Source organism: Pseudomonas arsenicoxydans, assembly GCF_900103875.1.
In the GTDB taxonomy this organism is placed as follows: Bacteria; Pseudomonadota; Gammaproteobacteria; order Pseudomonadales; family Pseudomonadaceae; genus Aquipseudomonas; species Aquipseudomonas arsenicoxydans.
On the sequence record NZ_LT629705.1, the window covers coordinates 3322941 to 3347212 of the forward strand.

Consider the following 24272-nt stretch of genomic DNA (forward strand, 5'->3'; position numbering starts at 1 on the left):
TAACTTTGTAAATGTTATTAGTTGTCGGTCCTGCACGGTTTTAGTTATTTTTGGTCGGTCTCTGTTAATAGTGTTAGTTGGGGTGAGGTGCTAATAAGTAGTGGGCGTCACTGTGTGATGTGTGCCGGAGGTTATATACCCGGCGCCGGACAGTTGAACACTTAAATACCCCCACTATGGACCGCTCTATGAAGATTCTGGTAACGGGTGGAACCGGTTATATCGGTTCTCACACCACACTTGCGCTGCTTGAAGCGGGCTTCGAAGTGGTCGTGCTGGACAACCTGTGCAACAGCTCTGACGCCGCGCTGCACGCGGTAGAAGCCATCTGCGGGAAATCCGCGTTAATGATTCACGGGGACGTGTGCGACAGACCCTTGCTGGACCGGATTTTTCAGCAGCATTCCATTGATGCCGTTCTGCATTTTGCCGGCCTCAAGGCTGTCGGCGAGAGCGTGCGCAAGCCGCTTGAATATTACGAATCCAACGTCTGCGGGAGCATCACGCTGTGCCAGGCGATGGCCGCGGCCGGTGTGTTCCGGCTGGTGTTCAGTTCGTCGGCCACGGTGTACGGCGCGCCCGAGCAAATGCCGATTCGCGAGGATTTCCCCACGGGCACGCCGACCAATCCTTACGGGCAATCCAAGCTGATCATCGAAAACGTGTTGCGTGACCTGTGCGCGGCAGAGCCGAAATGGAGCATCGCGCTGTTGCGTTACTTCAACCCGATCGGCGCTCACGCCAGTGGGCATATGGGTGAAGATCCTAGCGGGATTCCCAATAACCTGGTGCCTTACATCAGCCAGGTCGCAGTCGGCAGTCTGCAGGAACTGTCGATATTCGGCGACGATTACCCCACGGTCGATGGCACCGGCGTGCGCGACTATATTCATGTGGTGGACTTGGCGGACGGGCATCTCAAGGCACTGCAATCGATCTCGACGCGCAGCGGAATCAATGTCTGGAACCTCGGCACCGGCGATGGTTACAGCGTGCTGCAGGTGGTACGGGCATTCGAGCAGGCCTCGGGGCGGTCGGTGCCTTATCGCGTGATGCCGCGCCGCTCGGGCGATGTCGCCGAGTGTTGGGCCGATTCCTCCAAGGCGCAGAAGGAACTGGGTTGGAAGGCCACGCGCAGTTTGCAGGAAATGATGACGGACACCTGGCGCTGGCAATCGAACCATCCCAGGGGATACCTCGATCAAGGCTGATAGGCGTGCGTTCAACGCGGTGTTTTCAGCCCGATTGTTATATCCGGCAGTGATGTTAATTAAGGTCGGGAAAATTGACTGGAAACAGCACCGGCAAGTCCGTAGATATAAAGAACACGCCGGAAGGAGTTTGATATGAAAAAGATAATGCTAATTGCCTTGTTGTCCATGACGAGCGGCTGGGCACTCGCCGCGGAAGAGGCGCTCACCCTGGACACTAAAGTTGTGGGTGACGTGACGGCTGGCCAAGCGGCGCTGGCCAGCACCGCATTGGTGGCCGCTGCCGTGGCCGCGTCCAACAGCGGCGGAAGTTCCAATGGCGGAACAACCGGCAGCACCGGGACAACGGGCACTACCGGGACGACCGGCACAAGTAACTGATAAATATCGCAGGTGTCATACAAGATTGCCCGGCTAACACTGGGCGATCTTGTTTTGGGTTTGCCCTTGAATAGCGTAGTGCCATTATGATTCGTAGTGTTCCATTTTTAATGCTGGCAAGTATTGCTTTGCAAGGTTGTATGTTTTCTCCGGGTCAACATCTGAGTACCAGCGAGATTACGCGTGAAGGTGCCAGCGAAAGCAGTCGGGTCGAGCTTATTCCGATTACTCCCAAGCTCATCGCCATGGACAGGGCCACGCAGAAACATGAGTCACTGCCCGCAGAATTGTTGACCCCGCCCGAGGAGTACCGCATCGGTAACAACGATGTCTTGTACATCACGGTATGGGATCACCCGGAACTGACCGCCCCCTCGGGGGCGCAACAGCAAATCGATGCCAACGGCCGCCTGGTTCGTTCCGACGGCACGCTCTATTACCCCTACATCAAAGAAGTCCAGGCCGCCGGCAAGACCGTCCAGCAACTGCGATCCGATATCGCCGAGAAGTTGTCGACTTTCATCTCGGACCCGCAAGTGGATGTCGCTGTGCTGCGCTTTGCCAGTCAGAAAGTAGTGGTCTCGGGCGCCGTATTGAAAGCCGGTCCGCAAGCGATTTCCACCAATGCGCTCAATGTGGTCGAAGCCTTGGGTTCGGCCGGCATCGACCCGGTGAATGCCGACTTGTCCGGATTGCTGTTGACGCGCAACGGGCGGGTGTACCCGCTGAATCTCGATGCGATCAATCAACAGGATGCCGAGCTGCAAAAGGTCTACCTCAAGGGCGGCGACCAGTTGTACCTGCCGTACAACGACAGCAAAAAGATTTACGTGATGGGCGAGGTCAATCAGCCGCGCGCGTTGACCTTCAGGACCCGCACCATGAACCTGTCTGACGTCATCGGCTCGGTCGGTGGCCTGAACCAGACCACGTCGAACGGCAACGCCGTATACGTCATCCGGGGTGTGGAAAACCTTGATGTAGAACCTGCAAAAATCTATCAGTTGCAAGCTGAGTCGCCGTCCGCCATGGCGCTCGCCACTCACTTCGATGTTCGCCCGCAAGACATTGTCTACGTGGGCCCTGCCAACGTCACCCGCTGGAACCGCTTCATCAGTCAGTTGGTGCCATCCGCCTCGATTCTCGGTATGGGCGCAGCGGCACAAAACAATTTAAGTGAAGCCAACAGCAGATAAGGCCTGGTCCCACTGTGAGAACGTTGAACGTTAGCGTCTGCTTGATGGCGGCCTTGCTGTTGTGTGGATGTAATCCCCTGATGAAGGCCACGCTGGCGAACTTCAAAGCCGTGGCCAGCGGACCCGACGACCTGGAACTGACCCCGGCCCAAGTGGCCGAGGTTCGATACCCCCAACTCAAGTTGACCACCCCGTCCGGCGTCGGGGTGTTGGCAATGGTGCGCGCCCGAGGCGACTTGCAGTACTGGGTCGCGTCCGGCAAGCAAGTGCTGATGCTGCGCGATGGACTGGCGGTTCGCAGTGTCGGTCTGGGCTTTGCTGGTGATCTGGACGGGACCCGTTTTGACGCGGTCTCGCCGTTCAGGCAAGGCCTTCATCGGCTGCCCGACGGTTACACCAGCCAGCGCTGGATCGATCTCTATCACGGCTACGAAGTGGGAGTAGCGGTGAACAGTCGCTTCACCCGCCAAGCCATGGAAACCATCAGGATTCTGGACAAGGAATACGCTGTGCTGCGTGTCGATGAGCAGATTGATGCGCCGGCGATCGGCCTGCGCGCGACTAATCATTTTTGGGTCGATCCCGACAGTGGTTTCATCCTGCAAAGTGAGCAGCAACTGACGACGCAATTGCGGGTGAAGATCGTGCAGTTGACCGCTGAACGCGGGGCGGTCCGTTGAAGCTTTCAAAGGTGTTATGCACGTGTCTGTTGTGGGTCGCGGGAGGCACGAGTCAGGCGGCGGTCAGCGTCGATGGCGACGTCGGCCATCCGGGGCCGGTCGACCTGCAACCCGGTGGCCGCGCGCTGGATGTGATGCGCTTGGCGCGGCCCAATCCTGAAGGCTACTGGCTGGCGGCGGCCTGGCTGCGACGGTCGCTGCTCGAAGAGCAGACCCGGCTCAAAGCCGGCGTCTTGTTCGATTTGAAAGTGCTGCAGCGCACAGCGTTGCTCTTTGATCGCCCCAGCCGCGCGGCACTGGCGCTGCAGATGTACGAGCACGTCAGTCGCTTGCCGGTGACCGGGCGTCAGGTGGCCGTGCTGGACCCGGTCGCGGTCGAGGTTGGGTTCGCGCGCAACTTTCGCCTCGATGACGGCGACAGCCTGATCTACCCGATGCGTTCGAATGTGGTTGAAGTGTTGGGCGCGGTCGCCGAACCGTGCGAGCTCGCGTATCGCCCGATGCAAGAGGCTCGTGATTACTTGCAAGCGTGTTCTCCGCTGAGCGGCGACGCCGAAGCCGATTACCTGTGGATCATTCAGCCCGATGGCATCACCCGACGGGTCGGCATCGCGCCGTGGAATCGCGAAAGCGGTCAGGTGCCTGCCGCGGGCAGCAAGATCCTGGTCCCCGTCAAAAACGATGATCTTAATCCGCCTATACCTGAACTGAATCAGCAGTTGGCCGAATTTCTTGCCACGCAACTGGCTGAGGTGGTTCCTTGAATTTACGTTTTGCAGCAGTGTTGTTATTGCCGTGTGGTCTGGCTCACGCAGAGCCGCGATTGACTCAGAGTGATTTCGGCGGCGTGGGCTTGATGCAGACGCCGACCGCCCGAATGGCCCCGGCCGGCGAGTTGAGTGTGAACGCCAGTCGGACCAGCCCCTACAGTCGCTACAGCGTTTCATTGCAGCCGTTTGAATGGCTGGAAGGCTCGTTTCGCTACACCGCCATCACCAACCGCAGGTACGGTCCCGAATCGTTGAGCGGCGACCAGAGCTATAAAGACAAGGCCGTGGACCTCAAGGTGCGCCTGTGGCAAGAAACCCACTGGGCACCTGATGTGGCCCTGGGTTTTCGCGACGTGGGCGGCACAGGTCTGTTCTCCAGCGAGTTCCTGGTCGCCAACAAACGCTATGACGACTTCGATTTCAGCGCGGGCATTGCCTGGGGCTATATCGGCAATCGAGGCGATTTCGAAAACCCGTTGGGTTGGGCGGATGATCGCTTCAAGACCCGGCCGGACGGCGAGGGCACCGGTGACGTCAACACCAATGCCTATTTCCGTGGACGTCCCTCGTTGTTTGGCGGCGTGACCTACCAGACTCCCTGGGAGCCGCTCAGCCTGAAACTCGAGTACGAAGGCAACGACTATAAAAACGAACCGAAGGACAACGTGATCAAGCAAGACTCGCCCATCAACCTGGGCGCGGTGTTCAAGCTGACCGATTCGGTTGATCTGAGCGCTGGCTGGGAACGCGGCAATACTGCGATGTTCGGCATCACCTTGCACACCAACTTCGTCAGCCGCAAGGCGCCGGCCAAGACTTACGATCCGCCGGCGGAGCGTCTGCCGGCACACGCACCCAACACGGCGCCGGACCAGGTCAATTGGGCCAACGTGTCGCAACGATTGCAGAAAAACGCCGGCTACAACGTCGAGCGCATTACCCAGCGCGGCTCAGAGTTGTTTGTGTATGGCGAGCAGACGAATTATTTCTATGCGGCAAAAGCGGTCGGCCGCGCCAGCCGGATTCTGGACAACAGCGTCAACGACGACATCGACTGGTTCACCCTGGTGAACAAGCGCTACGACATGCCGCTGGAGGAAACCAGCGTGCCGCGCGAGACCTTTCGCGAAGTGGTCAACAATGAGGAGACGCTACAAACCCTGCACCGCAGCACCGAGGTCAATGCGGCGATGCCCCATACCGAGACCACGCTCTATACCGCAGCGCGTGATCCGTTCAACTACGGTGTCGGGCTGGGCTACAAACAGAACATCGGTGGCCCCGATGGTTTGCTCTATCAATTGAGCGTCGATGCGGACGCCGAGTATCGCTTCACGCGCAACACTTGGTGGAGCGGCATGCTCAGCGCCAATCTGGCGAACAACTACGACCACTTCACCTACGACGCGCCAAGTGGCTTGCCCCGAGTGCGCACCGACCTGCGCAAGTACCTGACGACCTCTGACGTCACCATGCCGACGTTCCAGCTCAGCCATGCCGAGCAGCTCGATAAAGACCTGTTTGGCATGGTCTACGGCGGTTATTTGGAATCGATGTTCGCCGGCGTTGGCGGTGAGGTGCTGTTTCGTCCGACGGGCCAGCGCTGGTCGGTGGGCGCGGACCTGAACTACGTGCGTCAGCGCGAGTTCAATCAGGGCTTTGGCCTGCGGGATTACTCGACCGTGACAGGCCACATCACCGGCTACACAGATTTGCCTTTTGATACCCAGGCAGCCGTCAGCGTTGGACGTTACCTGGCTCGGGATTGGGGCACCACGATCGACCTGTCGCGGGAGTTTGCCAATGGCGTGCGATTCGGTGCCTGGGCCACGTTGACCACTGCAACCACAGCAGAATATGGCGAAGGCAGCTTCGACAAAGGCATCTACCTTTCGATTCCTTTTGACGAACTCATGAGCATGTCGACGATGCGTCGAGCGAATATCGTCTGGTCACCCCTGACCCGGGACGGTGGCGCGCGGCTCAATCGCAGCTACTATCTACACTCCATGACCGATAGCCGTGACAGCGACATGTTCTACCGCAACTTCGACAAGATCACTGAGTGAAAGCGAGCGGGCTACAGGGCGATCAGTGCTGTAGCTCGCGATGCATTCAACCGTAAGGGCCATGCCCTGAAGGTCGTACGGTAAAGCCTCTTCTGTGCAGCGTTCGCTGCGTTATCCCGCCCCACTGAGAACCGTCAGCCAGATCCCTCGGCAGCGGTCTAGTCACGCTCGGTCAATGGTCTTGATAGGTCGGCAAAGCTTGATAGACGCCCACGAAAAAGGGGACTTGCGTCCCCTTGTCATTCTGCTGCGCCCGGTCACCAAGCCATCAATAGATGTCTTTGGAGAGCAGGGTGAACGGTGTCTTCACCAGGATCTTCAGGTCCAGCCACAACGACCAGTTGTTGATGTACTTGAGGTCGATTTCCACGCGTTTCTGCATCTTGTCGAGGGTGTCGGTCTCGCCGCGGCATCCGTTGATCTGAGCCAGGCCGGTAATCCCCGGTTTGATTCGGTGACGGGCCATGTAGGCGAGAATTTTTCCGGAGTAGTAATCGTTGTGCGCAACCGCGTGCGGACGTGGACCCACCAGGGCCATATGGCCTTGCAGCACGTTGAACAGTTGCGGCAACTCATCCAGCGAGGTACGGCGGATAAACCTTCCGACCGCGGTGATCCGCGAGTCGTTTCGACTGGCTTGTTTGACTTCATGGTCGTCGTGCACGCGCATCGAGCGGAACTTCCAGACCTGGATCACCTTGCCATTCCATCCGTGACGGTCCTGTTTGAAGAACACCGGCCCTGGAGAGTTGAGTTTCACGGCCAGGGCAATCAGCAACAGCAGGGGGCTGAGCAGGACAATGGCCAACAGCGCCACGCTCTTTTCCAACAGGCTTTTACTCAGTGCGGCGGTGGGCTGGCTGGTCAGTGGGCTTTCGTTCAAGTAGATCGCCGGCAAACCGTCCACGACCCGTACCGAGTGATTGAGCAGCGTCAGGCTGTTCAAATCCGGCACCCAGACCACATCGACATTGGCCCCCAGCAGATCGATGTACATGGCTTCGATTTTTGCCGCTTCGCTCAGGGGTAGTGTTATGTACAAACGACGGATGTCGTGGGCTTTTATCAACTCCAGCAGTTGTTCCTGAGGACCGACGATACGCGGTGCCCCCAAGCCCAGCGGAAGCGTGGTGTCCGTGCTGACCAAACCCACCAGCGGAAAGTGCTCAAGGCTGCGCAGCTTTCTGGCGAGCCCCAATGCCAACTCGCCTGTGCCGACGATCAGGGTTTTATGCTCGCTCTGAAGTGACCGTTGATAGTATTGCGAGAATCCATGCAATGGCACGTACAGCAGCGCTTGCCCGAGGTAACCGACTGCCGCCCATACCAGGATGATCTCGCGTGAAAACAGCTCATCAGCCTTGCAGATAAACGCCACGCAGGCCAATGCCGCGAGTGTCATTGACCAGCCCATCAGCAAACGTCCCAATCCCGCCAGGTAGTTGTCCTTCTTGGCATAGACGCCACACCATGTATAAGCGGGTACCGAGGCCAATACCGTCAGAATGGCGCAGACTCGATAATAAAACTCCAGCGTTCCGGTCTGGTAATAAACCAATAAAAACAACAGGGCCGTTACATAGCCCTGACCCAATGCCCACTGTCCCCAGAAGGTCAGTCCTTTGAGGTGGGTATTTCGATTGATACGAAGATTGTTAACCATGCGATATCCCCAAAATACGTCCATTTGCGCGTCGACAGACAACAGCCAAAGTTGATAAATCAGCGTTATTGTTTTTATAGGATGGCGCCGCGTTGACGATCGAAACGCCACTGTGCGGCGCGCTCGTCAGTGAATAGATTAATTGATCGATCTAAAAGCAGTCTGACGACTTCTAACGGAGTGTTAGTTGCTGTTTCTATTGCGATTTATGAACGGTGTTAGAAATGGTCGATAATTAAAGAGGGGGCGCAAGGCCGGTCGGTATGAAATAAATCAGGGGCATGAAGGGGGTAGAGTCATGAAGTGCTTTCTTATTTTTGTAGTGCACTATCAAAAGGATTGTTAGTCGCTCAGATGTTATTTTTCCCTCGGGTGATTTTCTGTATCAGGCAATAGCCACGGTTTCGAACTGCGCGGAAAAGGCGCTCGCCATTACTGGCATTTTTAAATTTTTCCTGTAATCGACTGAGGCACATTTCGAGACCGCGATAGTGCTCGGGTTCTCTGCCAATGCTGCGAATCAGATCATCTTTGCTGACCACTCGATCATCATGGTGGAGCATTTTCTCGACCAGCGTCGCCTCAAGACCGGTCAAGACAATCTCGACATCATCTTTGATCAGCGCGCCATTACCGTTGCTCAGTTGCCAGGCGTCCGAGCACGGATAGTGAGCTTTCACATTCATTGAGACGGACTCGTCCCGAGTGTCACCTGTCGGTGAAGTGATGTTATTAAAAGATGTGTCGGATTGCGCGGCTAACCACTCGGACTCAAATGTCGAGAGTATGCGCTGAGTGTCATGTTTGATAACAGGCGGGACATTTATGTCCAGATGAGGGGAGATAAACTCCATGAGTTTGGGCGTTGAAGAGGGAAGGGTAACACCTTCGACAAACATTTTTGCCTGTGACGTGCCGAATGAGTTATATCGCTCGCTCGAGAGTAAGGCTTCAAGCTCAAGTTGTAATGCCGGGCTGTGGGTAACGACGACAAAGTATTTTCTGGGGAGGGGTGTACTGCTTTCCATGTCTCTCTCCTGAAGGGTACGCTCGATTTCAGTTTAATAGGATGTCGGCAGGGGAGTAATGGCTCCCTTGAAAGTATTCAAACGGCAATGCGCGAGCCAGTATATGGCTAGCAGCTTGCTCCACTCTGTCCGCAATAAATGCAACTTTTGTGGTATGCGTCAGCATCGTCATGCGTTCGTGGAGTCGATTGAAAAGTTCTGGGTTGCCAGTGAGTTTAAGACTCAAGTCTAGGGTTGAAAGCGGGATCTTTATATAGTCGAATAAATTCAGGGTTGTAAACATCTCGATACTTTCATCGTCGATGTTGTAATTGTCGAAGGCGATTTCAATGCCGTGATCTTTCAACAGGTACAGGTTGTTGAGGATTTTCTTTTTTTCGACGAAGCTGACCGCCGAGAGGGGTAGCTCATTGAGTGCGATCACCAGCGTCTGGCCAAGATTTCCCAGCGCATCGCCGCACTGGATCAGCTCTTCAGCGAGGGCGGAGCTGGCGAGATCCGACTGCCTGACGCAGACGAATCGACGGCTCAGGTACTTGCTTTCGCTTGAGGTATTGCGATCTTTAAGCGAGCAGGCAATCTGCCGGGTTTGCGTGAGTACTTCACTGTAAAGTCCGCTCATCGGGTTCACCCGTGCAGGAGTGGGCTGAGCCTGAAGGTCGTCAAACTGTATTCTGATCTCGCTGCCAAAAGGGCAGTCATCGCGAGTGAGGATCAATTGTCGAGACAAATAATGACTCGCAGGATAGACGTAAGACGCGCTCCCCGGTGCGTTCATAATGCAATAACTCCCTTGCTTGTTAACTCGTCAAGCGGTCGCGATCAGACCCCTGATTAGACGATATCCATGACCACGAATACTTTGAATGGCGTTGGTGCCGTACATGCCTTTTATTTTGCCGCGAAGGCGGCTTATCGATTTTTCCAAGGCTCTTGGGTCATAAAAATTTATATTTAGCCCCATGATTCTGGCGATTTCGTCGTGGCTCAATATTTGGTTTCTGGTTTCAGAAAATGCTTCAAGAATTTTCATTTCGGGAAACGAAACGTCCAGCTTTTTATAATCTCCAATCAGGCACATGCGCGTCGGATCGAGAAGCAAGCTGTGCTTCTTCTGCCACTCTGCACTGTCGAAAAAATCAGCAAGTACGTCGCAGTTTTCACTCGGTAAAGTCGTGAATTTAACGCAGTGGTCGGCGCCGGCAAGATAATATTTCATCTTGTTGTAAGTGCCTTTTCCTGTGATCGCTACAAATATGATACTGGCCTGGTTGTGGGCGCGAATACTTTCTACCAGCGCAAGGCTTTCAATAAACACCTGGGGGCTGTCAATCACAATGAAGATTGCGCGATACGAATGAGTATTCCTGTTTTTTCTAAATGGGTTGTTGTAGCACATTGTATCGACGGGTATATCACGGGCAATGTGGCTGGCAACTAAAGTTCTAAAATCCTCTGCTATTGAATGGGTCCGCCCCATGGTGAGAATGCCTGGCACCTCCTTCACGTGGTTGTGGCGGGTCGTCGTTATTTTCCCTGTAAGCATCATGCTTTGACTCGGCTGGGTGCTGACATTTGGATGTTAAAGCACCAATTCTCATTTGTGACTGACAATTGGTAACATTTCACGGAATTTTCCAGCGGTCATCACATATTTTTTAACATTGCAGGGGGCTACGACGTGATTCTTCGCGGTTCCGGCATGCAGCACGTGGATGGCAAAAGAGTGTCATTGTGCCATCTTTTTTCGTGATCTCTCGCTTTTCCAGAACAATGAACGTTACACGCGGCTCACACATTCAGTTACATACCGATTTCCAAGGACGTTAATAATGGCCACGGCAGGTCTAGTTGGAAGAGAGGTTTTGGCGTTTCTTCGGCTCCCCTATAACTCGTGTTTGTTGTTATATAACATCCCTCTTGATAAGGGGTGGCTGGACATTTAATAACATTAAGTTTTAATACGTGGCTGGATGCGTTTTAATTTCTCGTTGGCGACACATCTTAAGCAGATCAGTTGATGTGCTTTTGTCAGTGAGAGGAACTAATGGATTTTTGGACGACAGTGGCGGTATTGATATTGGGTGTGGTCGAAGGGCTGACGGAGTTTTTGCCCATATCAAGTACAGGGCACCAGATTATTGTCGCGGACTTACTCGACTTCGGCGGTGAACGTGCGATGGCGTTCAACATCATTATTCAACTGGGCGCCATTTTGGCGGTCGTCTGGGAGTTTCGGCGCAAGATCTTCGAGATTATCAAAGGCTTGCCAACGCAACATAACGCGCAACGTTTTACTTTCAACGTATTGATCGGCTTTATACCGGCTGTTGTCTTGGGCGTATTGTTCGCCGACAAGATTCATGAATATTTGTTTAACCCAATTACCGTCGCGGTGGCTTTGGTTGTAGGCGGTATCGTCATGTTGTGGGCAGAACGGCGGGAGCACGTGGTGTATGTCGACCATGTTGACGACATGCGCTGGACTGACGCGCTTAAAGTCGGCTTCGCCCAATGCCTGGCGATGATACCGGGCACCTCGCGTTCCGGCTCGACCATTATCGGTGGGCTGCTGTTCGGCCTGTCACGCAAGGCCGCCACCGAATTCTCATTCTTCCTGGCCATGCCAACCATGGTCGGTGCGGCGATCTACTCAGGCTACAAGTACCGGGATCTATTCCAGGCCGCTGACCTGCCAGTCTTTGCCCTGGGTTTCGTGACCGCGTTCTTTTTCGCCATGATCGCCGTGCGCGGCTTGCTCAAGTTCATCGCCAGCCACAGTTACGCCGCATTCGCCTGGTATCGGATCGTCTTTGGGTTGTTGATTCTGGCTACATGGCTGTTCGGTTGGGTCAACTGGACTGAAGCTGCAGCGCTCTGACACTAACCACCAGGCTGTCGATCAACAGCCTGGTGGTAACGCGGATAGTTTTTAACGCCCTTCAAGCAGCGCCGCTGCCTGATCCAGCAACGCCAAAGGCTCTTTCGCCTTGTGAATATCCACCGACAACAATTGCCGGAACTTGCGCGCCCCCGGAAATCCGGTGCCCAATCCCAGTACATGTCGGGTGATGTGGTGCATCGAACCACCCGCATCAATGTGCGCGGCGATATAAGGGCGCAACTGGGCCAGCGCTTCGGCCCGACTGATCACCGGGGCTGTACTGCCGAACAGTTGCTGGTCCACTTCAGCCATCACATAAGGATTGTGATAAGCCTCACGACCCAACATCACGCCGTCAAACGTCTGCAAATGCGCATGACAGGCCTCCAGCGTCTTGATTCCGCCGTTGAGAATGATCTCCAACTCCGGAAAGTCCGCCTTCAGCCGTGCCGCCACGTCATAACGCAACGGCGGAATGTCACGGTTTTCCTTCGGCGACAGCCCCTCCAGAATCGCAATCCGCGCATGCACGGTAAAACTCGTGCACCCGGCATCCCGAACCGTGCCGACGAAATCACACAGCTGCTCGTAACTGTCGCGCCCGTTGATCCCGATCCGATGCTTTACCGTCACCGGAATCGACACCGCATCGCGCATCGCCTTCACACAATCGGCCACCAACTGCGGATGCCCCATCAGGCACGCACCAATCATGTTGTTCTGCACCCGATCACTCGGGCAGCCGACATTCAGATTGACCTCGTCATAACCATGTTCCTGAGCCATGCGCGCGCACGCGGCCAGGTCCAGCGGAACGCTACCGCCAAGTTGCAGCGCAAGCGGGTGCTCGGCTTCGTTATGTCGCAGGAAACGCTCGTGATCGCCGTTGAGCAACGCGCCGGTGGTGACCATTTCGGTGTAGAGGAGCGCGTGTTTTGAGAGCAGGCGCAGGAAGAACCGGCAGTGGCGGTCTGTCCAATCCATCATCGGCGCAACACTAAACCGCCGAGACAGCGCAGTGCTTGTGTTTTGTGGGGTTGTCACAGTTTTAGCTAGCATTTTTCTCTGCGCATTCTGGGTCGTTTTCAGGCGTCTTTAGTCCGCCTGAAAACAAAGGGTCACCAGTTTACCAAGAGTGCCGGACATTCGCCCGCAAACAGGCCGCCCCGGCACGGGAACGTACAGCTGAAACGGCCAAATCATCAACAGCGCCCGTTAACTGTCGCTCCAGGCACCCAACGTCGACTCAACTCATATCAGGAGACATGCCTCGGCATGTCTTCCAAAGACTCTCCACGTAGAGCGTTCAGCACTAGCGAAAAGGCGGGTGTTGGCAAGCGACGACTTGGGTAGTACAGGTGATAACCCGAAAACAGAGGGCACCAGTCCTCCAGGACGCGTACCAGGCGGCCATCCTCAAGATGCGGTGCAAATTCTTCTTCCGGCAAGTAGGCGATACCCAAGCCGTTGACTGCCGCCGCCGGGACATGGGCGCTGGTGTTCACAATGACCTGGCCCGTGACACGCACGTTGAGCTTTCGACCACGCTTTTCGAATTCCCAGGCGTCAACTCCGCCAAGGGTTGGATAGCGTATGTCGATGCATTGGTGATTCACCAGATCCTGCGGTTTTTTGGGCATGCCCTTGCGTGCGAAATACGCAGGCGATGCCACAGCGGCCATCCGTACCTGAGGTCCGATTGGAGCGGCGATCATATCTTTATCGACGGTGTCACCAAATCGGATGCCCGCATCGAAGCGGTCAGCGACGATGTCCCGGAAGCCATAGTTGATATCAAACTCAACCTTGATGTCAGGGTATTCGAGGAGCAGTGGAGTGAGTCGCGGAAGCAGGATGGTCTTCAGGACAAAATCTCCGCAGGTAATGCGCACCGTACCTGCAGGCTTGTCACGAAGCTCCGTCAAAGCATCCAGCTCTAACTCGATTTCGTCGAAACGATGACCGATGGCCTGCATCAGGCGTTCACCTGCGCTGGTCGGCGAAACGCTACGAGTGGTGCGCGTAAGCAGGCGAATTTTCAGCCGTTTTTCAAGTGCGGAAATCGTCTGGCTCAGGGCGGACTGCGTGACACCCAGATGGGCGGCCGCTCGGGTAAAGCTGCCTTCTCTGGCGACCGTCACAAAGGCCAGAAGGTCGTTCAGGTTATGTCGTGACATCGAAGCCCGCCTATCCGGATTGATTAGCTGTGCTTATAACTTCAACAAGCTTTCATTAGATTATCAAGCATGACGTATTCCCAGAGAATAGGGCAAGCCTCGCCTGTCGCTACAGGTATTGCTCATACCACTCGCTGATTCAGACCCTGGAAAGCAGGTCGATCAGCACCTACTCACTGATGGAAGCACCTCATGAGAAACCTGGTTTTGTTGCTCGGCCTTCTGATGGCGTCGCTCTGCGCACTGGGAGCAGACATGTCCAACGGAGCCGATAATTTTTACAAAAGCGAGAAGGTCACGATGCAAAAGGTGACCTTCAAAAATCAGTACCGGATGAACACGGTAGGCAATCTGTTTGTCCCTAAAGATCTGAAGCCCGGTAGCAAAAGTGCGGCAATCATCGTTGGCCATCCCATGGGGGCGGCCAAAGAGCAAAGTTCGAACCTGTATGCCCAGAAACTGGCGGAGCAGGGCTTCGTGACACTTGCTATCGATCTGTCGTTCTGGGGCGAAAGTGAGGGGCAACCGCGCAATGCGGTTGCGCCAGACATCTATGCTGAAGACTTCAGTGCTGCAGTGGATTACCTCGGCACACAGACATTTGTTGATCGCAATCGCATAGGCGTCCTGGGCATTTGTGGTAGCGGCGGCTTCGTCATTAGCGCGGCCAAGATCGACCCTCGGATGAAGGCCGTTGCCACGGTCAGCATGTACGACATGGGCGCAGCCAACCGAAACGGCTTGAAGCATTCCGTCACTGTCGAGCAGAGGAAGCAAGCTATCGCCGCTGCTGCCGAGCAGCGATATGTCGAGTTCACAGGTGGCGAAACCCAGTACACCAGCGGAACGGTCCATGAGCTCACTGACACATCCAACCCCATCGAGCGCGAGTTCTACGATTTCTACCGCACACCACGCGGTGAGTTCACACCCAAAGGTCAGTCACCGTTACTGACCACTCATCCGACGCTCACCAGCAACGCCAAGTTCATGAACTTCTATCCGTTCAACGATATCGAGACGATCTCGCCGCGCCCAATGCTGTTCATTGCCGGTGAAAATGCTCACTCGCGTGAGTTCAGTGAAGAGGCCTATCGACTGGCCGGCCAACCCAAAGAGCTTGTCATCATTCCAGGTGCAGGCCACGTGGATCTCTATGACCGGGTCGATCTTATTCCGTTTGCCAAGCTGACCTCGTTCTTCCGAACCCACCTTAAGTGACCAAAAGACGATTCCGACGCCACGTGCTCCTTGCTGGCGTTGGAGCTTTTCGTGTTGGAGAAAATCATGAGCAGCACCACCTTTCCTATCCAGGCCGCGAGTCGACAGGTATGGGGAGCCGTCCTCGCGATGTCTCTGTGCGCCTTTGCCCTGGTGACTTCGGAGTTTCTGCCGGTGAGCTTGCTCACACCGATTGCGACTGATCTTGCCCTGACGGAGGGGCAGGCCGGACAAGCGATTTCCATCTCAGGCCTCTTCGCGGTCGTCACCAGTCTCTTCATCTCTTCAGTCATCCGTCGACTCGACCGAAGGCCCGTTTTGCTTTTCCTGACCGGCTTGATGATTGCCTCAGGCGCGCTCGTCGCCTTTGCCCCGAACTACTCGACACTGATGGTGGGCCGAGCCATTTTGGGAATCGCTATTGGTGGCAGTTGGTCGATGTCGACTGCCGTCATGATGCGGATTGCACCTGAGCATTTTGTGCCTAAGGCTATCGCTTTGATTCAGGGCGGCACGGCACTCGCAACGGCTGTCGCGGCTCCCATTGGCAGTTACATGGGTGGGCTGATCGGCTGGCGAGGTGCATTTTTCTGCGTGGTTCCACTCGCCGCGTTGGCGCTCTGTTGGCAAGCATTTACGTTGCCGAAAATGCCTGGGCAAAATGAGTCTGGCTCCGTAACGGATGTGTTTCGGCTACTGGCTAACGCCAAAGTCTCGCTGGGCATGGCCGCAGTGGCATTTTTGTTTATGGGGCAGTTCGCGTTGTTCACCTATCTGCGTCCATTCCTGGAGTTGGTGACCCGCGTTGATGTGTCTGGACTCTCCCTGCTATTGCTGATTATCGGAATGGCCGGATTGCTGGGCACCATGGTGATCGGCTCGGTGTTGAACACAAGTCTTCATCGAGTGCTGATGATCATCCCATTGTTGATGTCGGGGATTGCTGCGGCGCTACTCGTATTTGGCAGCTCGATGTGGGCGACCGCCGTCCTGCTGGGCATGTGGGGCCTGATTGCTACGTGTGCACCTGTCGGTTGGTTCACATGGTTATCGCGCACGCTTCCGGACGATGCCGAAACCGGAGGTGGCCTGATGGTGGCGGTGATTCAGTTGGCGATCACGCTCGGCGCGACGGTGGGCGGTTTGCTCTATGACGGAGTTGGCTACCAGGCAACGTTCATCGCAAGTGGAGTATTTCTTTTACTGGCTGCGGTGCTCGCATTGTTTGTATCGAGATCGGATTTGCCGTCATTGCGATGACAATGCCGCAGCAGCTGAACAGATCCTGTCGACCCGTCAGATTTCATCTTGTCTGACGCATTTGCGGCCTAGGATGAAGTGCGCACATTCGTATGGCCACGCGTCGAACCCACAGGAAACTGAAAAATGATCCCGAACCTCCTCAAAGTCGTGATGATCGCCGGTGCTTTGCTGTTGAGCGCTTGCTCGGGCGTGAGTACCAACACGTGTTTTTCACAAGGTTGCCAATCTTTCGACGGCCATGGTGCCAACCAGTTGAAGTTCGGTGGAAGTGCAATCGGCAACAGTTTCAGTCAGTACAGTTCGGGTTTGTTGCACGATGACTGAGGTGTGACGCGACGGCGGGGGAAATCTGGCCTGCTCACGTCATTGCCTGATGCCCCGTCGACCACCGCGCAGTCGGACGCAGGCTGCGGGGATCGCGCATGTTGCGGCTATTTGGAGGCGGGCGTTGCGATCCATTGACCCAGAATTTTCTGGTAGTTGCCGGTGACCTTCGTCAGGTGCAGCCACTGATCGACGTACAACTTCCAGGTGATGTCATCACGGGGTAGCAAGTAGGCTTTCTCGCCGTACTGCATGAATTGGCTCGGGTTCACCGCGCACAAACCGGGTTTGAGTTTCTGCTGGTACAGCGCTTCCGACGCATCGGTAATCATCACGTCGGCCTTCTTGTCCAGCAGCTCCTGGAAGATCGTCACGTTGTCGTGAAGGCTTAACTGCGCCTTGGGAAGAAAGGCGTGGACAAACGCTTCGTTGGTGCCGCCGGCCGGTTCAACCAGGCGAACCGCAGGCTGGTTGATCTGCTCGACCGTCTGGTACAGCGCCTGATCTTCGCAACGCACCAGCGGGATCTTGCCGTCGACGTCCAACGTGGTGCTGAAGAAGGCTTTTTTCTGGCGTTCCAGCGTGACGGAGATGCCGCCGACACCGATATCGCACTTGCCCGCCAGCATGTCGGGCATCAGGGTTTTCCAGGTGGTCTGCACCCACTCGACCTTGACGCCGAGGCTGTCGGCCAGCGTGCGAGCCATCGCGATGTCGATGCCCGAGTATTCGCCGTCTTCGGCTTTGTAGGTATAGGGTTTGTAGTCGCCCGTGGTGCAAACCCGCAATTGGCCTTGCTGGATGACGCTGTCCAGATGCGAGGGGCCTTCCGCTGCCTGAGCACTGAGGGACAATGCAAGCAGGCCACCTAGCATCATTGTGCTTGTTATGGTTTTCATTTCTGGCGGGCTTTTGTGATGGAGTGGGGGTGAAGGAAGGGGAGTGTAGTAAAACAGTTTCTCGGCTGTCATCCATGACGAAAAAGAGCGCTCATTGTGGGAGCGCCCTTTTTTCAACAGTGTGTCCCGTCTGGACGCGATGTGGCCCTTGCCGTTCGGACTCAGCGACAGCAGCAGCTGGAACCGCCGCACCCCGACTTTTTCTGTACGGGTTCGGGTGTTTGTACTGCCCGCACGCTTGCCGGATACCCTGCCTCCTTCAGTGCCGACAACAGGTCATCGCTGTCGGTGTTGCCGGTCACTTTGACCCGGCCGGACGCCAGATCGACCGTCACTTCCCCCACTCCGGCAAGCGGTTGCAACGCAGCATTGACATGTTTGACGCAGCTGCCGCAGCTCATGCCTTCGACTTGTAGTTCAGTACCGTTCATTGCGTGTACCTCTTTTGCCGTGAGTAGCGTTGATGTGATGACATGGATCGATGGTTGACCTTGCCACGATGGCAAGGTCAAGCGCTTGTTTCAGCACGTTAGTTGCTCATTGGCATCTTCATCATGCTCGACTGCTGATCCATCATTTTCATCATCATGCCCATCATCTGGTCTGGGCCGTCCTTGCTGCCGGACATGCCTTTGCCCATGCTCATGCCTTCGCAGTTTTTGTGCATCATGCCCATGCTGTCCTTCATCGTTGCCATGCCTTCCTGCATGGCGATCTGGCGTTCGGCAGGGGTTTTGGCAGCGGCCATTTTTTCGTGGGCCGCCCGCATTTTCTGCATCTGTTCGCTCATGGCCTTGTCTTGTGCGGGCGCGGCTTGAGAGGTGGCGGCCGGAGTGGTGGGCGCTGTGTCGGAGGACTGTTCGTCGAGGGCCATGGCCATTAATGGGCTGCTGATGAGCAGTGCGGCGACGACGGATTTGAGGTGCTTGTGCATGGCAATCTCCAGGGAGTCAGGGACGTGACGCGCCAGAGAGGCGCAACCAAAACGTAAGGACGGCTAGCCGGCACGCGCAGGTGGGTTTTAATCGTTGAATCGAGCCCGATCCAAGAGGGATATCTTGAGGTTAGTCCTGAGCGAAAGGCTGTCATTGATCCATATCAAGTGACGCCCCTTTGCGTTAGTTTTCGCTCATTTGCGGGCTTAAAGTCCCCAGCCAGGCGACCAACCCTACTGTTGGTGGTCATGGCGGTGCGCGGATTGCCGGTAATGTTGACCGCGGTTTCGCCGATCGACAGCTCGAACTCGGTGCCCGCTAGCACCTGAGGTTCGCCAGGGCTGGTAACCGCCCAGACAGGCGTGCGCCATAAACCGAGGCCGGCGAGCAATCCGCTCGCGGCCGGGCCTTTAACGAAGGTGCGTCTTGTGGTGCTGGAGTGCATGCCGTTTACCCGGTCCGTCAACTTGGGAAGTTGACGGGGAGGCTAACGAGCGCTGCCTTTCAGAAGTCTGAGGCGGGGATTACAGTTTTGACAGGTTCACGCCGGGTTTACTTGCGCACGGTGTTTTTGCCGGCTGAGGCCATCGTGCCGCTGCCACAATTGATGTACGAAGAGGACTTCAGCCAGCGCTGATCCGGATAATAGGAAAACAGAAGCTGCCCATCTTTCATCGAATCGATCAGTCGACGAGCTACCGCCGGTCGGACGGCGGGGCAACCGAGGCTCCTGCCGATCCGCCCGTTGATGCGGGCAAGTACCGGACTGACGTAAGGTGCGCCGTGGATGACGATTGCACGGTCAAACGCGTTGTCATTGAAACCAGGCTCCAGGCCTTCCATGCGCAACGAGTAGCCGTTTTGTCCGACATAGCTCTGTTGCGTACGATATAAGCCGAGACTGGTGGCAAAGCTCTCGTTTTGATTGGAGAAGTTGACGGCCATGTTTTCGCCGCTGTTGCGTCCATGGGCGACGAGTTCATGAAACAGCAACTTGCGCTTCTTTAAATCGAACACCCACAGGCGTTGTTCGGTCGAAGGCAGCGAATAATCGATGATCGCCAGTCTTTGCACCGGGCCAGCGCCTTGAGCGATGCTGCATTGTGAAGCGCGAACGGCGAGGTTGATGACGTTGGCGTTAGCGTTCGGAGCCGCTTTGATGAGGGCGGCGGAGAGCGAATCGGCGTAGGCTGACGGTACGGACATTGCAGTCAAAAGCAGGCCCGCAAGTAGATAGCCAAAACGTAGTGGCGCCATATAGATGTCTCATCATGTTAAGTTCGAGTCTAGCAGGGGCATTGAAAGCTGGACGTTGAATGCGGGAGATTAAGGATTATTCATGGTGCTTTTAACAAGGTTATTCTTCATAAGCCGCATATTTTTTATGGGCTTTCTGATCAGCGGCACGGCCTTTGCGGAAACTTCGCCGATTGAGCCTGTAGATGCGCCTATCTCCGTTATCGAGGCGGCAGCGGACGATAACGTCGCTCAATCGATTCAGGCGTCGCTCGAGCCCTTGAAAAGCGCGTTCCCACCGCTGCTCACGGCGCCACGCTATCGGCGGGTGGACGTCAGCCGTCTGGTCATGGATTTTTATACGCACCGTGCTTATCGCGCCGCGTGGACCGATGACAGCGATGTCGCACAATTGATCGCCAGCCTGAACGCGACCGACGCCGATGGCTTGATCCCCGCGGATTTTCATGTCGATGAGTTGGTCCGCTCCCACGCCGCTATACAGGCGACCCCGGTAACGCCCGAGCAACGCGCGGCGTTCGATGTGGCGACCACGCATACGTTTATCACCGCGCTGTTGCAGCTGCGCCGGGGTAAGGTCGATCCTTCGCGGCTCGATATCCACTGGAATTTTGATTCCAATGGCGTCGACCCCCGTGACGACGTCAACACCTTCTTCGCCGCGCTCGACCATCACGACGTGGCGAAGGCGTTTGCTCTAGCGCCGCCGCAAGAGGCGGTGTACGTCGGCTTGCGTCAGGCCCTGGCGCAATTGCGTGGTATTCGGGATCGGGGCGGTTGGCCGAAAGTGGCGGTGGACCATTCGCTCAAACCGGGCATGGACGAACCGGCTGTCGCGCAGTTGCGCGCGAGGATGGTCGCAGCCGGTTTCCTCGACCCTCGATTGATCCACGGCACGAAATACGACGGCGCCGTCACCGCGGCGGTGAAAAAGTATCAAAACGAGCAATACCTGGGCGCGGACGGCATGGCCGGGGCGACAACTCTGGCCGCGCTGAACGTGCCCGTGCAGGCGCGAATCGATCAGGTGCGGGTGAACATGGAGCGGGCGCGCTGGCTGCTCTACAAACTCCAGGGCACTTTCGTCATTGTCGATATCGCCGGCTATAAGGTGGCGATGTACCGCGATGGTCAACCGATCTGGCGGTCCCGGGTGCAGGTCGGTAAAACGGCGCGCAACACGCCGATCTTCCAGGCGCAGATTAGCTACATCACGTTCAACCCGACCTGGACCGTGCCGCCGACGATCCTCAAGGAGGACGTGCTGCCCAAGATCCAGAACAATCCCGGCTACCTGGCCGCCAACCGTATTCGCGTGCTGGACCGGGAAGGCAATGTGCTTGATCCCTCGACCGTCGACTGGAGCAACCCGCGCGGGCTGACCCTGCGCCAGGACGCAGGACCGGACAGCTCGCTGGGTCAAGTGGTGATCCGTTTTCCCAACGAGTATTCGATTTACCTTCACGACACACCGCACCGCGAGCTGTTTGCCAAAACCGTGCGCGCCACCAGTTCCGGCTGCATTCGGGTAGAGAATCCGCTGCAACTGGTGGAGCTGTTGTTCAACGACCCGGTTAAATGGAACAGCGAAGGCATTCAAAAGCAGTTGGCCAACGGCAAGACCGAGAACATCCGGCTTCCGGTCAAAGTGCCGGTGTTGCTGGCCTACTGGACCGTTGATCTGGGAAGTGACGGACGAGTGGTGTTCAAACCTGATGTGTATGGGTACGACGAACCGGTATTGCGGGCACTGAACCGGCCTTCGCCGATGCCCGTGCTGGATTTGCACTCGGCGGTCGGTTCAGTGGCGTCGGCACGGCAGTAGTAGCGGGCGACCTTGAGGTCGCCCGCAGGTCTCAGAGCTCTAGCCCCTCCTGCACCACCGCCAGCAGGTTATGCTCGGTCAACGCCACCGCATCCGGTTGTTGCCCGTAATGTTCAATCGCCTGCAACCACCAATGCGTCTCGCCGTGTTCACCTACGGTGCGCAGTAGGGCAAGCTCCCTGTTTTTGGCGTGAATCTCCACGCGGCCCGCACCATCTTCGGTGAAACGCGCAACAGGATCGAAAGTGATGCGATGATCATTACCCTCGATCAGCAATTGATCGATCGCATAGTCGAACGTTTCACCATCCAAATCGCGCTCAAAGACATGAGTGGGATTGCGCCGCAGGACCAGGCCCACTTCGGTTACGGGCACCAGCCACGCCTCGATCTGATGGTACAGCTCGTAGACCTGGCCCGGCCAACTGTCGATCACCTGCTCAGCATGGGGCTGCCGTTGTTTCAACTTCGCCGCGAGTTCGTCTGCCTTACTCATTTCGATTCCCTGTGGTGGTCTATGAGTAATCGTAGCTGCTTGAGCGTAACCCTGGTTTTGCCCTGCGTCATGTCGGCTACACAATCGTGACAAATCATCTCTGGGCAAATGCTCTGTTCTGCGACACCGCTAGCTCTAGGGACAAAAACTCCACCAGATCACACGGGCGCATATGCACAGTGCGATGCACCGGCTATCCAAAGGACAATTGCCCCTCACTCTTGCGTAGACTAAGCTCACAAAAAATAAGGGCTTTGGGCCGTTGCCCATGCCTTGCCCTTACAGGAAGAGCTTTTGCCTATCCCCATTCAAGACCCTGATCAAGCCCCGGGCGGTGCGTTGAAACGGTTGCCGCTGCTCAAGGCGGCGGTGCTGTTTATCGTGACGGTGTGCCTCTGTCTCTGTGCGCTTCTGTATCTGCAGCTGGAGCAATCGCGCCGCCACGATCTGGAATTGGCGCGAGTGGCGTCGTCGAACCTGACTCGCGCAATGGCGCAGCAGGCCGAAGACGCTTTAATGAAAGCCGATCTGGTGTTGACCAGTCTGGTGGACTGGATCCAGATCGATGGCTACGGCACCGCGCAACGGCCTCGCTTACAGAAAACCTTGGCCCGGCGGGCGCAGGCGCTTGGGCAGTTGCACGGGATTTTCCTGTTCGACAAGCAGGGACAGTGGATTGTCACCTCGTTCGAGGATATGCCCCGAGGCCCGGGCGTTGCGGATCGGGAATACTTCAAATTCCACCAGCAGAACGCCTCCACGGTCGCGCACATCGGGCCGGCGATTCGCAGTCGGCAGAATGGCGAGTGGATCATTCCGGTCTCCAAGCGGGTGAACGACAAGAACGGCAACTTCCAGGGCGTGTTGTTGGCCGGGATCAAAATGTCCTACTTCGATCAGTTCTTCAAAAGCTTCAGCATCGATGACAACGGTTCGATGTTTTTGGCGTTGACCGACGGCACGTTACTGGCGCGCCGGCCGTTTGTGGAGTCGCAGATCGGCTCATCGTTGGCCAAGGGTGACATCTTTCAGAAACACTTGATCAACGCGCCCGCCGGCAACGCGATGATCAACTCGGTCGTGGATGGCACTGTGCGCTTGTATGGCTACCGTCAACTCGATGCTTATCCGCTGGTGGTGTCGGCGGCGTCGTCCAGGGATTCGATTCTCAAGGATTGGTATGGCACGGCGTTTCAATCCAGCGTGATCGTGGCGCTGGTTTTGATGGGTATCGGTTTGTTCGGTTGGGTGTTCGTGCGTCAGGTGCGCCTCGGCGAACGAGTCGAGGCGGATTTGCGCAAGGCCAAGGACGCGCTGAAGCTGATTGCCACTCACGATAGCCTGACGGGGCTGGCCAATCGCCGGCTGTTCGAGCAGGCGTTGGACATCGAGTTCGGCCGGGGTGCCCGGCAGTCGAGTTCGTTGAGCCTGATCATGCTCGATATCGATTATTTCAAGCGTTACAACGATGCTTACGGTCACGTGGCGGGGGACCATTGCCTGGCTGAGGTGGCGCGAGCCGTCAAGAGTTGCTGCCATCGAAAAGCCGATCTGGCGGTGCGTTATGGCGGGGAGGAGTTTGCCGTATTGCTGCCCGACACCAACATTCATGGCGCGCTGGTCATTGCCGAACAGATCCGCCGCAGCGTCATGGGCAAGAACATCACCCACAGTGGTTCACCGACGGGCTATCTGACGGTCAGTCTTGGCTGCTATGCGTTTGTGCCGACCGCGCTCGACACCATCGAAGTGTTCATCGAACGCGCCGATGCGGCGTTGTATCAGGCCAAGCATTCGGGGCGAAATCGTGCAGCCGTGTTGTCGATGGAAGGCGGGGTGGAGGCGCTGATGCGCTCCGATCGTTGATAAATTTCGTGTGTTTGTTTCAGGCTTGCAACAGTTTTTGGCCGTTTGTCTCCCTGTCATATCCGTCTGTTTTGATCGTCTAGAGTTGCGGTAGCTCTGCCGAGCCCGGCGGATCTCCCCACAGCAC

General features: G+C 56.3%; 23 protein-coding genes and 1 pseudogene. 12 read left to right on the forward strand and 12 right to left on the reverse strand.

Features of this window, described 5'->3' with window-relative positions; all coding sequences use genetic code 11:
• The first annotated feature begins 188 nt into the window (after positions 1 to 188).
• The 6 genes from galE (at position 189) to BLQ41_RS15510 (ending at position 6307) form a co-directional block, all read left to right on the forward strand.
• Complete coding sequence (gene galE / locus BLQ41_RS15485; RefSeq protein WP_090182157.1) at positions 189 to 1211, forward strand: UDP-glucose 4-epimerase GalE; 1023 nt, start codon at positions 189 to 191, stop codon at positions 1209 to 1211.
• Between the two features lie 135 nt (positions 1212 to 1346).
• Positions 1347 to 1592, forward strand: coding sequence for a hypothetical protein (locus BLQ41_RS15490; protein ID WP_090182159.1), 246 nt, complete (start codon positions 1347 to 1349; stop codon positions 1590 to 1592).
• An 86-nt stretch (positions 1593 to 1678) separates the two neighbouring features.
• The gene (locus tag BLQ41_RS15495) at positions 1679 to 2788 is read left to right on the forward strand and encodes a polysaccharide biosynthesis/export family protein (protein WP_456239003.1); all 1110 of its coding nucleotides are present in this window, start codon (positions 1679 to 1681) and stop codon (positions 2786 to 2788) included.
• 14 nt (positions 2789 to 2802) lie between these two features.
• A complete protein-coding gene (locus tag BLQ41_RS15500) occupies positions 2803 to 3468 on the forward strand; it encodes a YjbF family lipoprotein (protein WP_090182162.1) in 666 nt (221 codons plus the stop codon).
• Positions 3465 to 4232 carry a capsule biosynthesis GfcC family protein gene (locus BLQ41_RS15505; RefSeq protein ID WP_090182164.1) on the forward strand — a complete coding sequence of 256 codons (768 nt, stop codon included), beginning with the start codon at positions 3465 to 3467 and terminating at the stop codon, positions 4230 to 4232. Before BLQ41_RS15500 ends, BLQ41_RS15505 begins: the two co-directional genes overlap by 4 nt.
• A complete protein-coding gene (locus tag BLQ41_RS15510; RefSeq protein WP_090182166.1) occupies positions 4229 to 6307 on the forward strand; it encodes a YjbH domain-containing protein in 2079 nt (692 codons plus the stop codon). The genes BLQ41_RS15505 and BLQ41_RS15510 overlap by 4 nt, the downstream gene beginning before the upstream one ends.
• Before the next feature lie 268 nt (positions 6308 to 6575).
• Here BLQ41_RS15510 and BLQ41_RS15515 read toward each other — a convergent pair whose 3' ends face one another.
• The 4 genes from BLQ41_RS15515 to BLQ41_RS15530 form a co-directional block, all read right to left on the reverse strand.
• A complete protein-coding gene (locus BLQ41_RS15515) occupies positions 6576 to 7970 on the reverse strand; it encodes an undecaprenyl-phosphate glucose phosphotransferase (protein WP_090182167.1) in 1395 nt (464 codons plus the stop codon).
• A 350-nt stretch (positions 7971 to 8320) separates the two neighbouring features.
• A complete protein-coding gene (locus tag BLQ41_RS15520; RefSeq protein WP_090182169.1) occupies positions 8321 to 8998 on the reverse strand; it encodes a winged helix-turn-helix domain-containing protein in 678 nt (225 codons plus the stop codon).
• Positions 8999 to 9026: 28 nt separating this feature from the next.
• Complete coding sequence (locus tag BLQ41_RS15525) at positions 9027 to 9776, reverse strand: EAL domain-containing protein (protein WP_090182171.1); 750 nt, start codon at positions 9774 to 9776, stop codon at positions 9027 to 9029.
• A gap of 30 nt (positions 9777 to 9806) precedes the next feature.
• The gene (locus BLQ41_RS15530) at positions 9807 to 10547 is read right to left on the reverse strand and encodes a winged helix-turn-helix domain-containing protein (protein WP_090182173.1); all 741 of its coding nucleotides are present in this window, start codon (positions 10545 to 10547) and stop codon (positions 9807 to 9809) included.
• A 498-nt stretch (positions 10548 to 11045) separates the two neighbouring features.
• Between BLQ41_RS15530 and BLQ41_RS15535 the strand changes: the two genes are divergently transcribed.
• A complete protein-coding gene (locus BLQ41_RS15535; protein ID WP_090182197.1) occupies positions 11046 to 11879 on the forward strand; it encodes an undecaprenyl-diphosphate phosphatase in 834 nt (277 codons plus the stop codon).
• Between the two features lie 51 nt (positions 11880 to 11930).
• On the opposite strand, the gene dusA is transcribed toward BLQ41_RS15535, so the two are convergent.
• Together dusA and BLQ41_RS15545 are read right to left on the reverse strand one after the other, a co-directional pair.
• The gene (gene dusA, locus BLQ41_RS15540) at positions 11931 to 12941 is read right to left on the reverse strand and encodes a tRNA dihydrouridine(20/20a) synthase DusA (RefSeq protein ID WP_090182198.1); all 1011 of its coding nucleotides are present in this window, start codon (positions 12939 to 12941) and stop codon (positions 11931 to 11933) included.
• 197 nt (positions 12942 to 13138) lie between these two features.
• Positions 13139 to 14059, reverse strand: a complete 921-nt coding sequence (locus tag BLQ41_RS15545; RefSeq protein ID WP_090182222.1) for a LysR family transcriptional regulator — start codon at positions 14057 to 14059, stop codon at positions 13139 to 13141.
• Between the two features lie 192 nt (positions 14060 to 14251).
• On the opposite strand from BLQ41_RS15545, the gene BLQ41_RS15550 reads away from it, so the two are divergent.
• The 3 genes from BLQ41_RS15550 to BLQ41_RS15560 all read left to right on the forward strand — a co-directional run bounded on the left by BLQ41_RS15550 (position 14252) and on the right by BLQ41_RS15560 (position 16867).
• Positions 14252 to 15280: an alpha/beta hydrolase gene (locus BLQ41_RS15550; RefSeq protein ID WP_090182224.1), complete on the forward strand. Its 1029-nt coding sequence runs from the start codon at positions 14252 to 14254 to the stop codon at positions 15278 to 15280.
• Between the two features lie 66 nt (positions 15281 to 15346).
• Positions 15347 to 16540, forward strand: a complete 1194-nt coding sequence (locus BLQ41_RS15555; protein ID WP_090188583.1) for an MFS transporter — start codon at positions 15347 to 15349, stop codon at positions 16538 to 16540.
• 126 nt (positions 16541 to 16666) lie between these two features.
• Entirely contained in the window at positions 16667 to 16867 is a 201-nt protein-coding gene (locus BLQ41_RS15560; protein ID WP_090182225.1) for a hypothetical protein, read from the forward strand.
• A gap of 107 nt (positions 16868 to 16974) precedes the next feature.
• On the opposite strand, the gene BLQ41_RS15565 is transcribed toward BLQ41_RS15560, so the two are convergent.
• The 5 genes and pseudogenes from BLQ41_RS15565 to BLQ41_RS15585 form a co-directional block, all read right to left on the reverse strand.
• Positions 16975 to 17766 (reverse strand): transporter substrate-binding domain-containing protein, encoded by a 792-nt coding sequence (locus BLQ41_RS15565; RefSeq protein ID WP_090182227.1) that lies wholly within the window; start codon positions 17764 to 17766, stop codon positions 16975 to 16977.
• Between the two features lie 161 nt (positions 17767 to 17927).
• Positions 17928 to 18197 (reverse strand): heavy-metal-associated domain-containing protein, encoded by a 270-nt coding sequence (locus tag BLQ41_RS15570; RefSeq protein ID WP_090182229.1) that lies wholly within the window; start codon positions 18195 to 18197, stop codon positions 17928 to 17930.
• Positions 18198 to 18295: 98 nt separating this feature from the next.
• Positions 18296 to 18700, reverse strand: a complete 405-nt coding sequence (locus tag BLQ41_RS15575) for a hypothetical protein (protein WP_090182231.1) — start codon at positions 18698 to 18700, stop codon at positions 18296 to 18298.
• A gap of 230 nt (positions 18701 to 18930) precedes the next feature.
• Positions 18931 to 19146: pseudogene (locus BLQ41_RS15580) on the reverse strand (twin-arginine translocation signal domain-containing protein); the annotation flags it as partial.
• Positions 19147 to 19253: 107 nt separating this feature from the next.
• Positions 19254 to 19958 (reverse strand): murein L,D-transpeptidase catalytic domain family protein, encoded by a 705-nt coding sequence (locus BLQ41_RS15585; RefSeq protein WP_090182234.1) that lies wholly within the window; start codon positions 19956 to 19958, stop codon positions 19254 to 19256.
• An 82-nt stretch (positions 19959 to 20040) separates the two neighbouring features.
• Between BLQ41_RS15585 and BLQ41_RS15590 the strand changes: the two genes are divergently transcribed.
• Positions 20041 to 21783, forward strand: coding sequence for a L,D-transpeptidase family protein (locus BLQ41_RS15590; protein WP_090182237.1), 1743 nt, complete (start codon positions 20041 to 20043; stop codon positions 21781 to 21783).
• 31 nt (positions 21784 to 21814) lie between these two features.
• On the opposite strand, the gene BLQ41_RS15595 is transcribed toward BLQ41_RS15590, so the two are convergent.
• Positions 21815 to 22279: a hypothetical protein gene (locus BLQ41_RS15595; protein ID WP_090182238.1), complete on the reverse strand. Its 465-nt coding sequence runs from the start codon at positions 22277 to 22279 to the stop codon at positions 21815 to 21817.
• 294 nt (positions 22280 to 22573) lie between these two features.
• On the opposite strand from BLQ41_RS15595, the gene BLQ41_RS15600 reads away from it, so the two are divergent.
• Positions 22574 to 24145: a sensor domain-containing diguanylate cyclase gene (locus BLQ41_RS15600; protein WP_090182240.1), complete on the forward strand. Its 1572-nt coding sequence runs from the start codon at positions 22574 to 22576 to the stop codon at positions 24143 to 24145.
• Positions 24146 to 24272 lie beyond the last annotated feature (127 nt).

Bases quoted from the DNA above. Each gene is read 5' to 3' on its own strand.
- galE (WP_090182157.1), top strand. From the start codon at position 189: ATGAAGATTCTGGTAACGGGTGGAACCGGTTATATCGGTTCTCACACC.
- BLQ41_RS15490 (WP_090182159.1), top strand. From the start codon at position 1,347: ATGAAAAAGATAATGCTAATTGCCTTGTTGTCCATGACGAGCGGCTGG.
- BLQ41_RS15495 (WP_456239003.1), top strand. From the start codon at position 1,679: ATGATTCGTAGTGTTCCATTTTTAATGCTGGCAAGTATTGCTTTGCAA.
- BLQ41_RS15515 (WP_090182167.1), bottom strand. From the start codon at position 7,970: ATGGTTAACAATCTTCGTATCAATCGAAATACCCACCTCAAAGGACTG.
- BLQ41_RS15520 (WP_090182169.1), bottom strand. From the start codon at position 8,998: ATGGAAAGCAGTACACCCCTCCCCAGAAAATACTTTGTCGTCGTTACC.
- BLQ41_RS15525 (WP_090182171.1), bottom strand. From the start codon at position 9,776: ATGAACGCACCGGGGAGCGCGTCTTACGTCTATCCTGCGAGTCATTAT.
- BLQ41_RS15530 (WP_090182173.1), bottom strand. From the start codon at position 10,547: ATGATGCTTACAGGGAAAATAACGACGACCCGCCACAACCACGTGAAG.
- BLQ41_RS15535 (WP_090182197.1), top strand. From the start codon at position 11,046: ATGGATTTTTGGACGACAGTGGCGGTATTGATATTGGGTGTGGTCGAA.
- dusA (WP_090182198.1), bottom strand. From the start codon at position 12,941: ATGCTAGCTAAAACTGTGACAACCCCACAAAACACAAGCACTGCGCTG.
- BLQ41_RS15545 (WP_090182222.1), bottom strand. From the start codon at position 14,059: ATGTCACGACATAACCTGAACGACCTTCTGGCCTTTGTGACGGTCGCC.
- BLQ41_RS15550 (WP_090182224.1), top strand. From the start codon at position 14,252: ATGAGAAACCTGGTTTTGTTGCTCGGCCTTCTGATGGCGTCGCTCTGC.
- BLQ41_RS15555 (WP_090188583.1), top strand. From the start codon at position 15,347: ATGAGCAGCACCACCTTTCCTATCCAGGCCGCGAGTCGACAGGTATGG.
- BLQ41_RS15560 (WP_090182225.1), top strand. From the start codon at position 16,667: ATGATCCCGAACCTCCTCAAAGTCGTGATGATCGCCGGTGCTTTGCTG.
- BLQ41_RS15565 (WP_090182227.1), bottom strand. From the start codon at position 17,766: ATGAAAACCATAACAAGCACAATGATGCTAGGTGGCCTGCTTGCATTG.
- BLQ41_RS15570 (WP_090182229.1), bottom strand. From the start codon at position 18,197: ATGAACGGTACTGAACTACAAGTCGAAGGCATGAGCTGCGGCAGCTGC.
- BLQ41_RS15575 (WP_090182231.1), bottom strand. From the start codon at position 18,700: ATGCACAAGCACCTCAAATCCGTCGTCGCCGCACTGCTCATCAGCAGC.
- BLQ41_RS15585 (WP_090182234.1), bottom strand. From the start codon at position 19,958: ATGGCGCCACTACGTTTTGGCTATCTACTTGCGGGCCTGCTTTTGACT.
- BLQ41_RS15590 (WP_090182237.1), top strand. From the start codon at position 20,041: ATGGTGCTTTTAACAAGGTTATTCTTCATAAGCCGCATATTTTTTATG.
- BLQ41_RS15595 (WP_090182238.1), bottom strand. From the start codon at position 22,279: ATGAGTAAGGCAGACGAACTCGCGGCGAAGTTGAAACAACGGCAGCCC.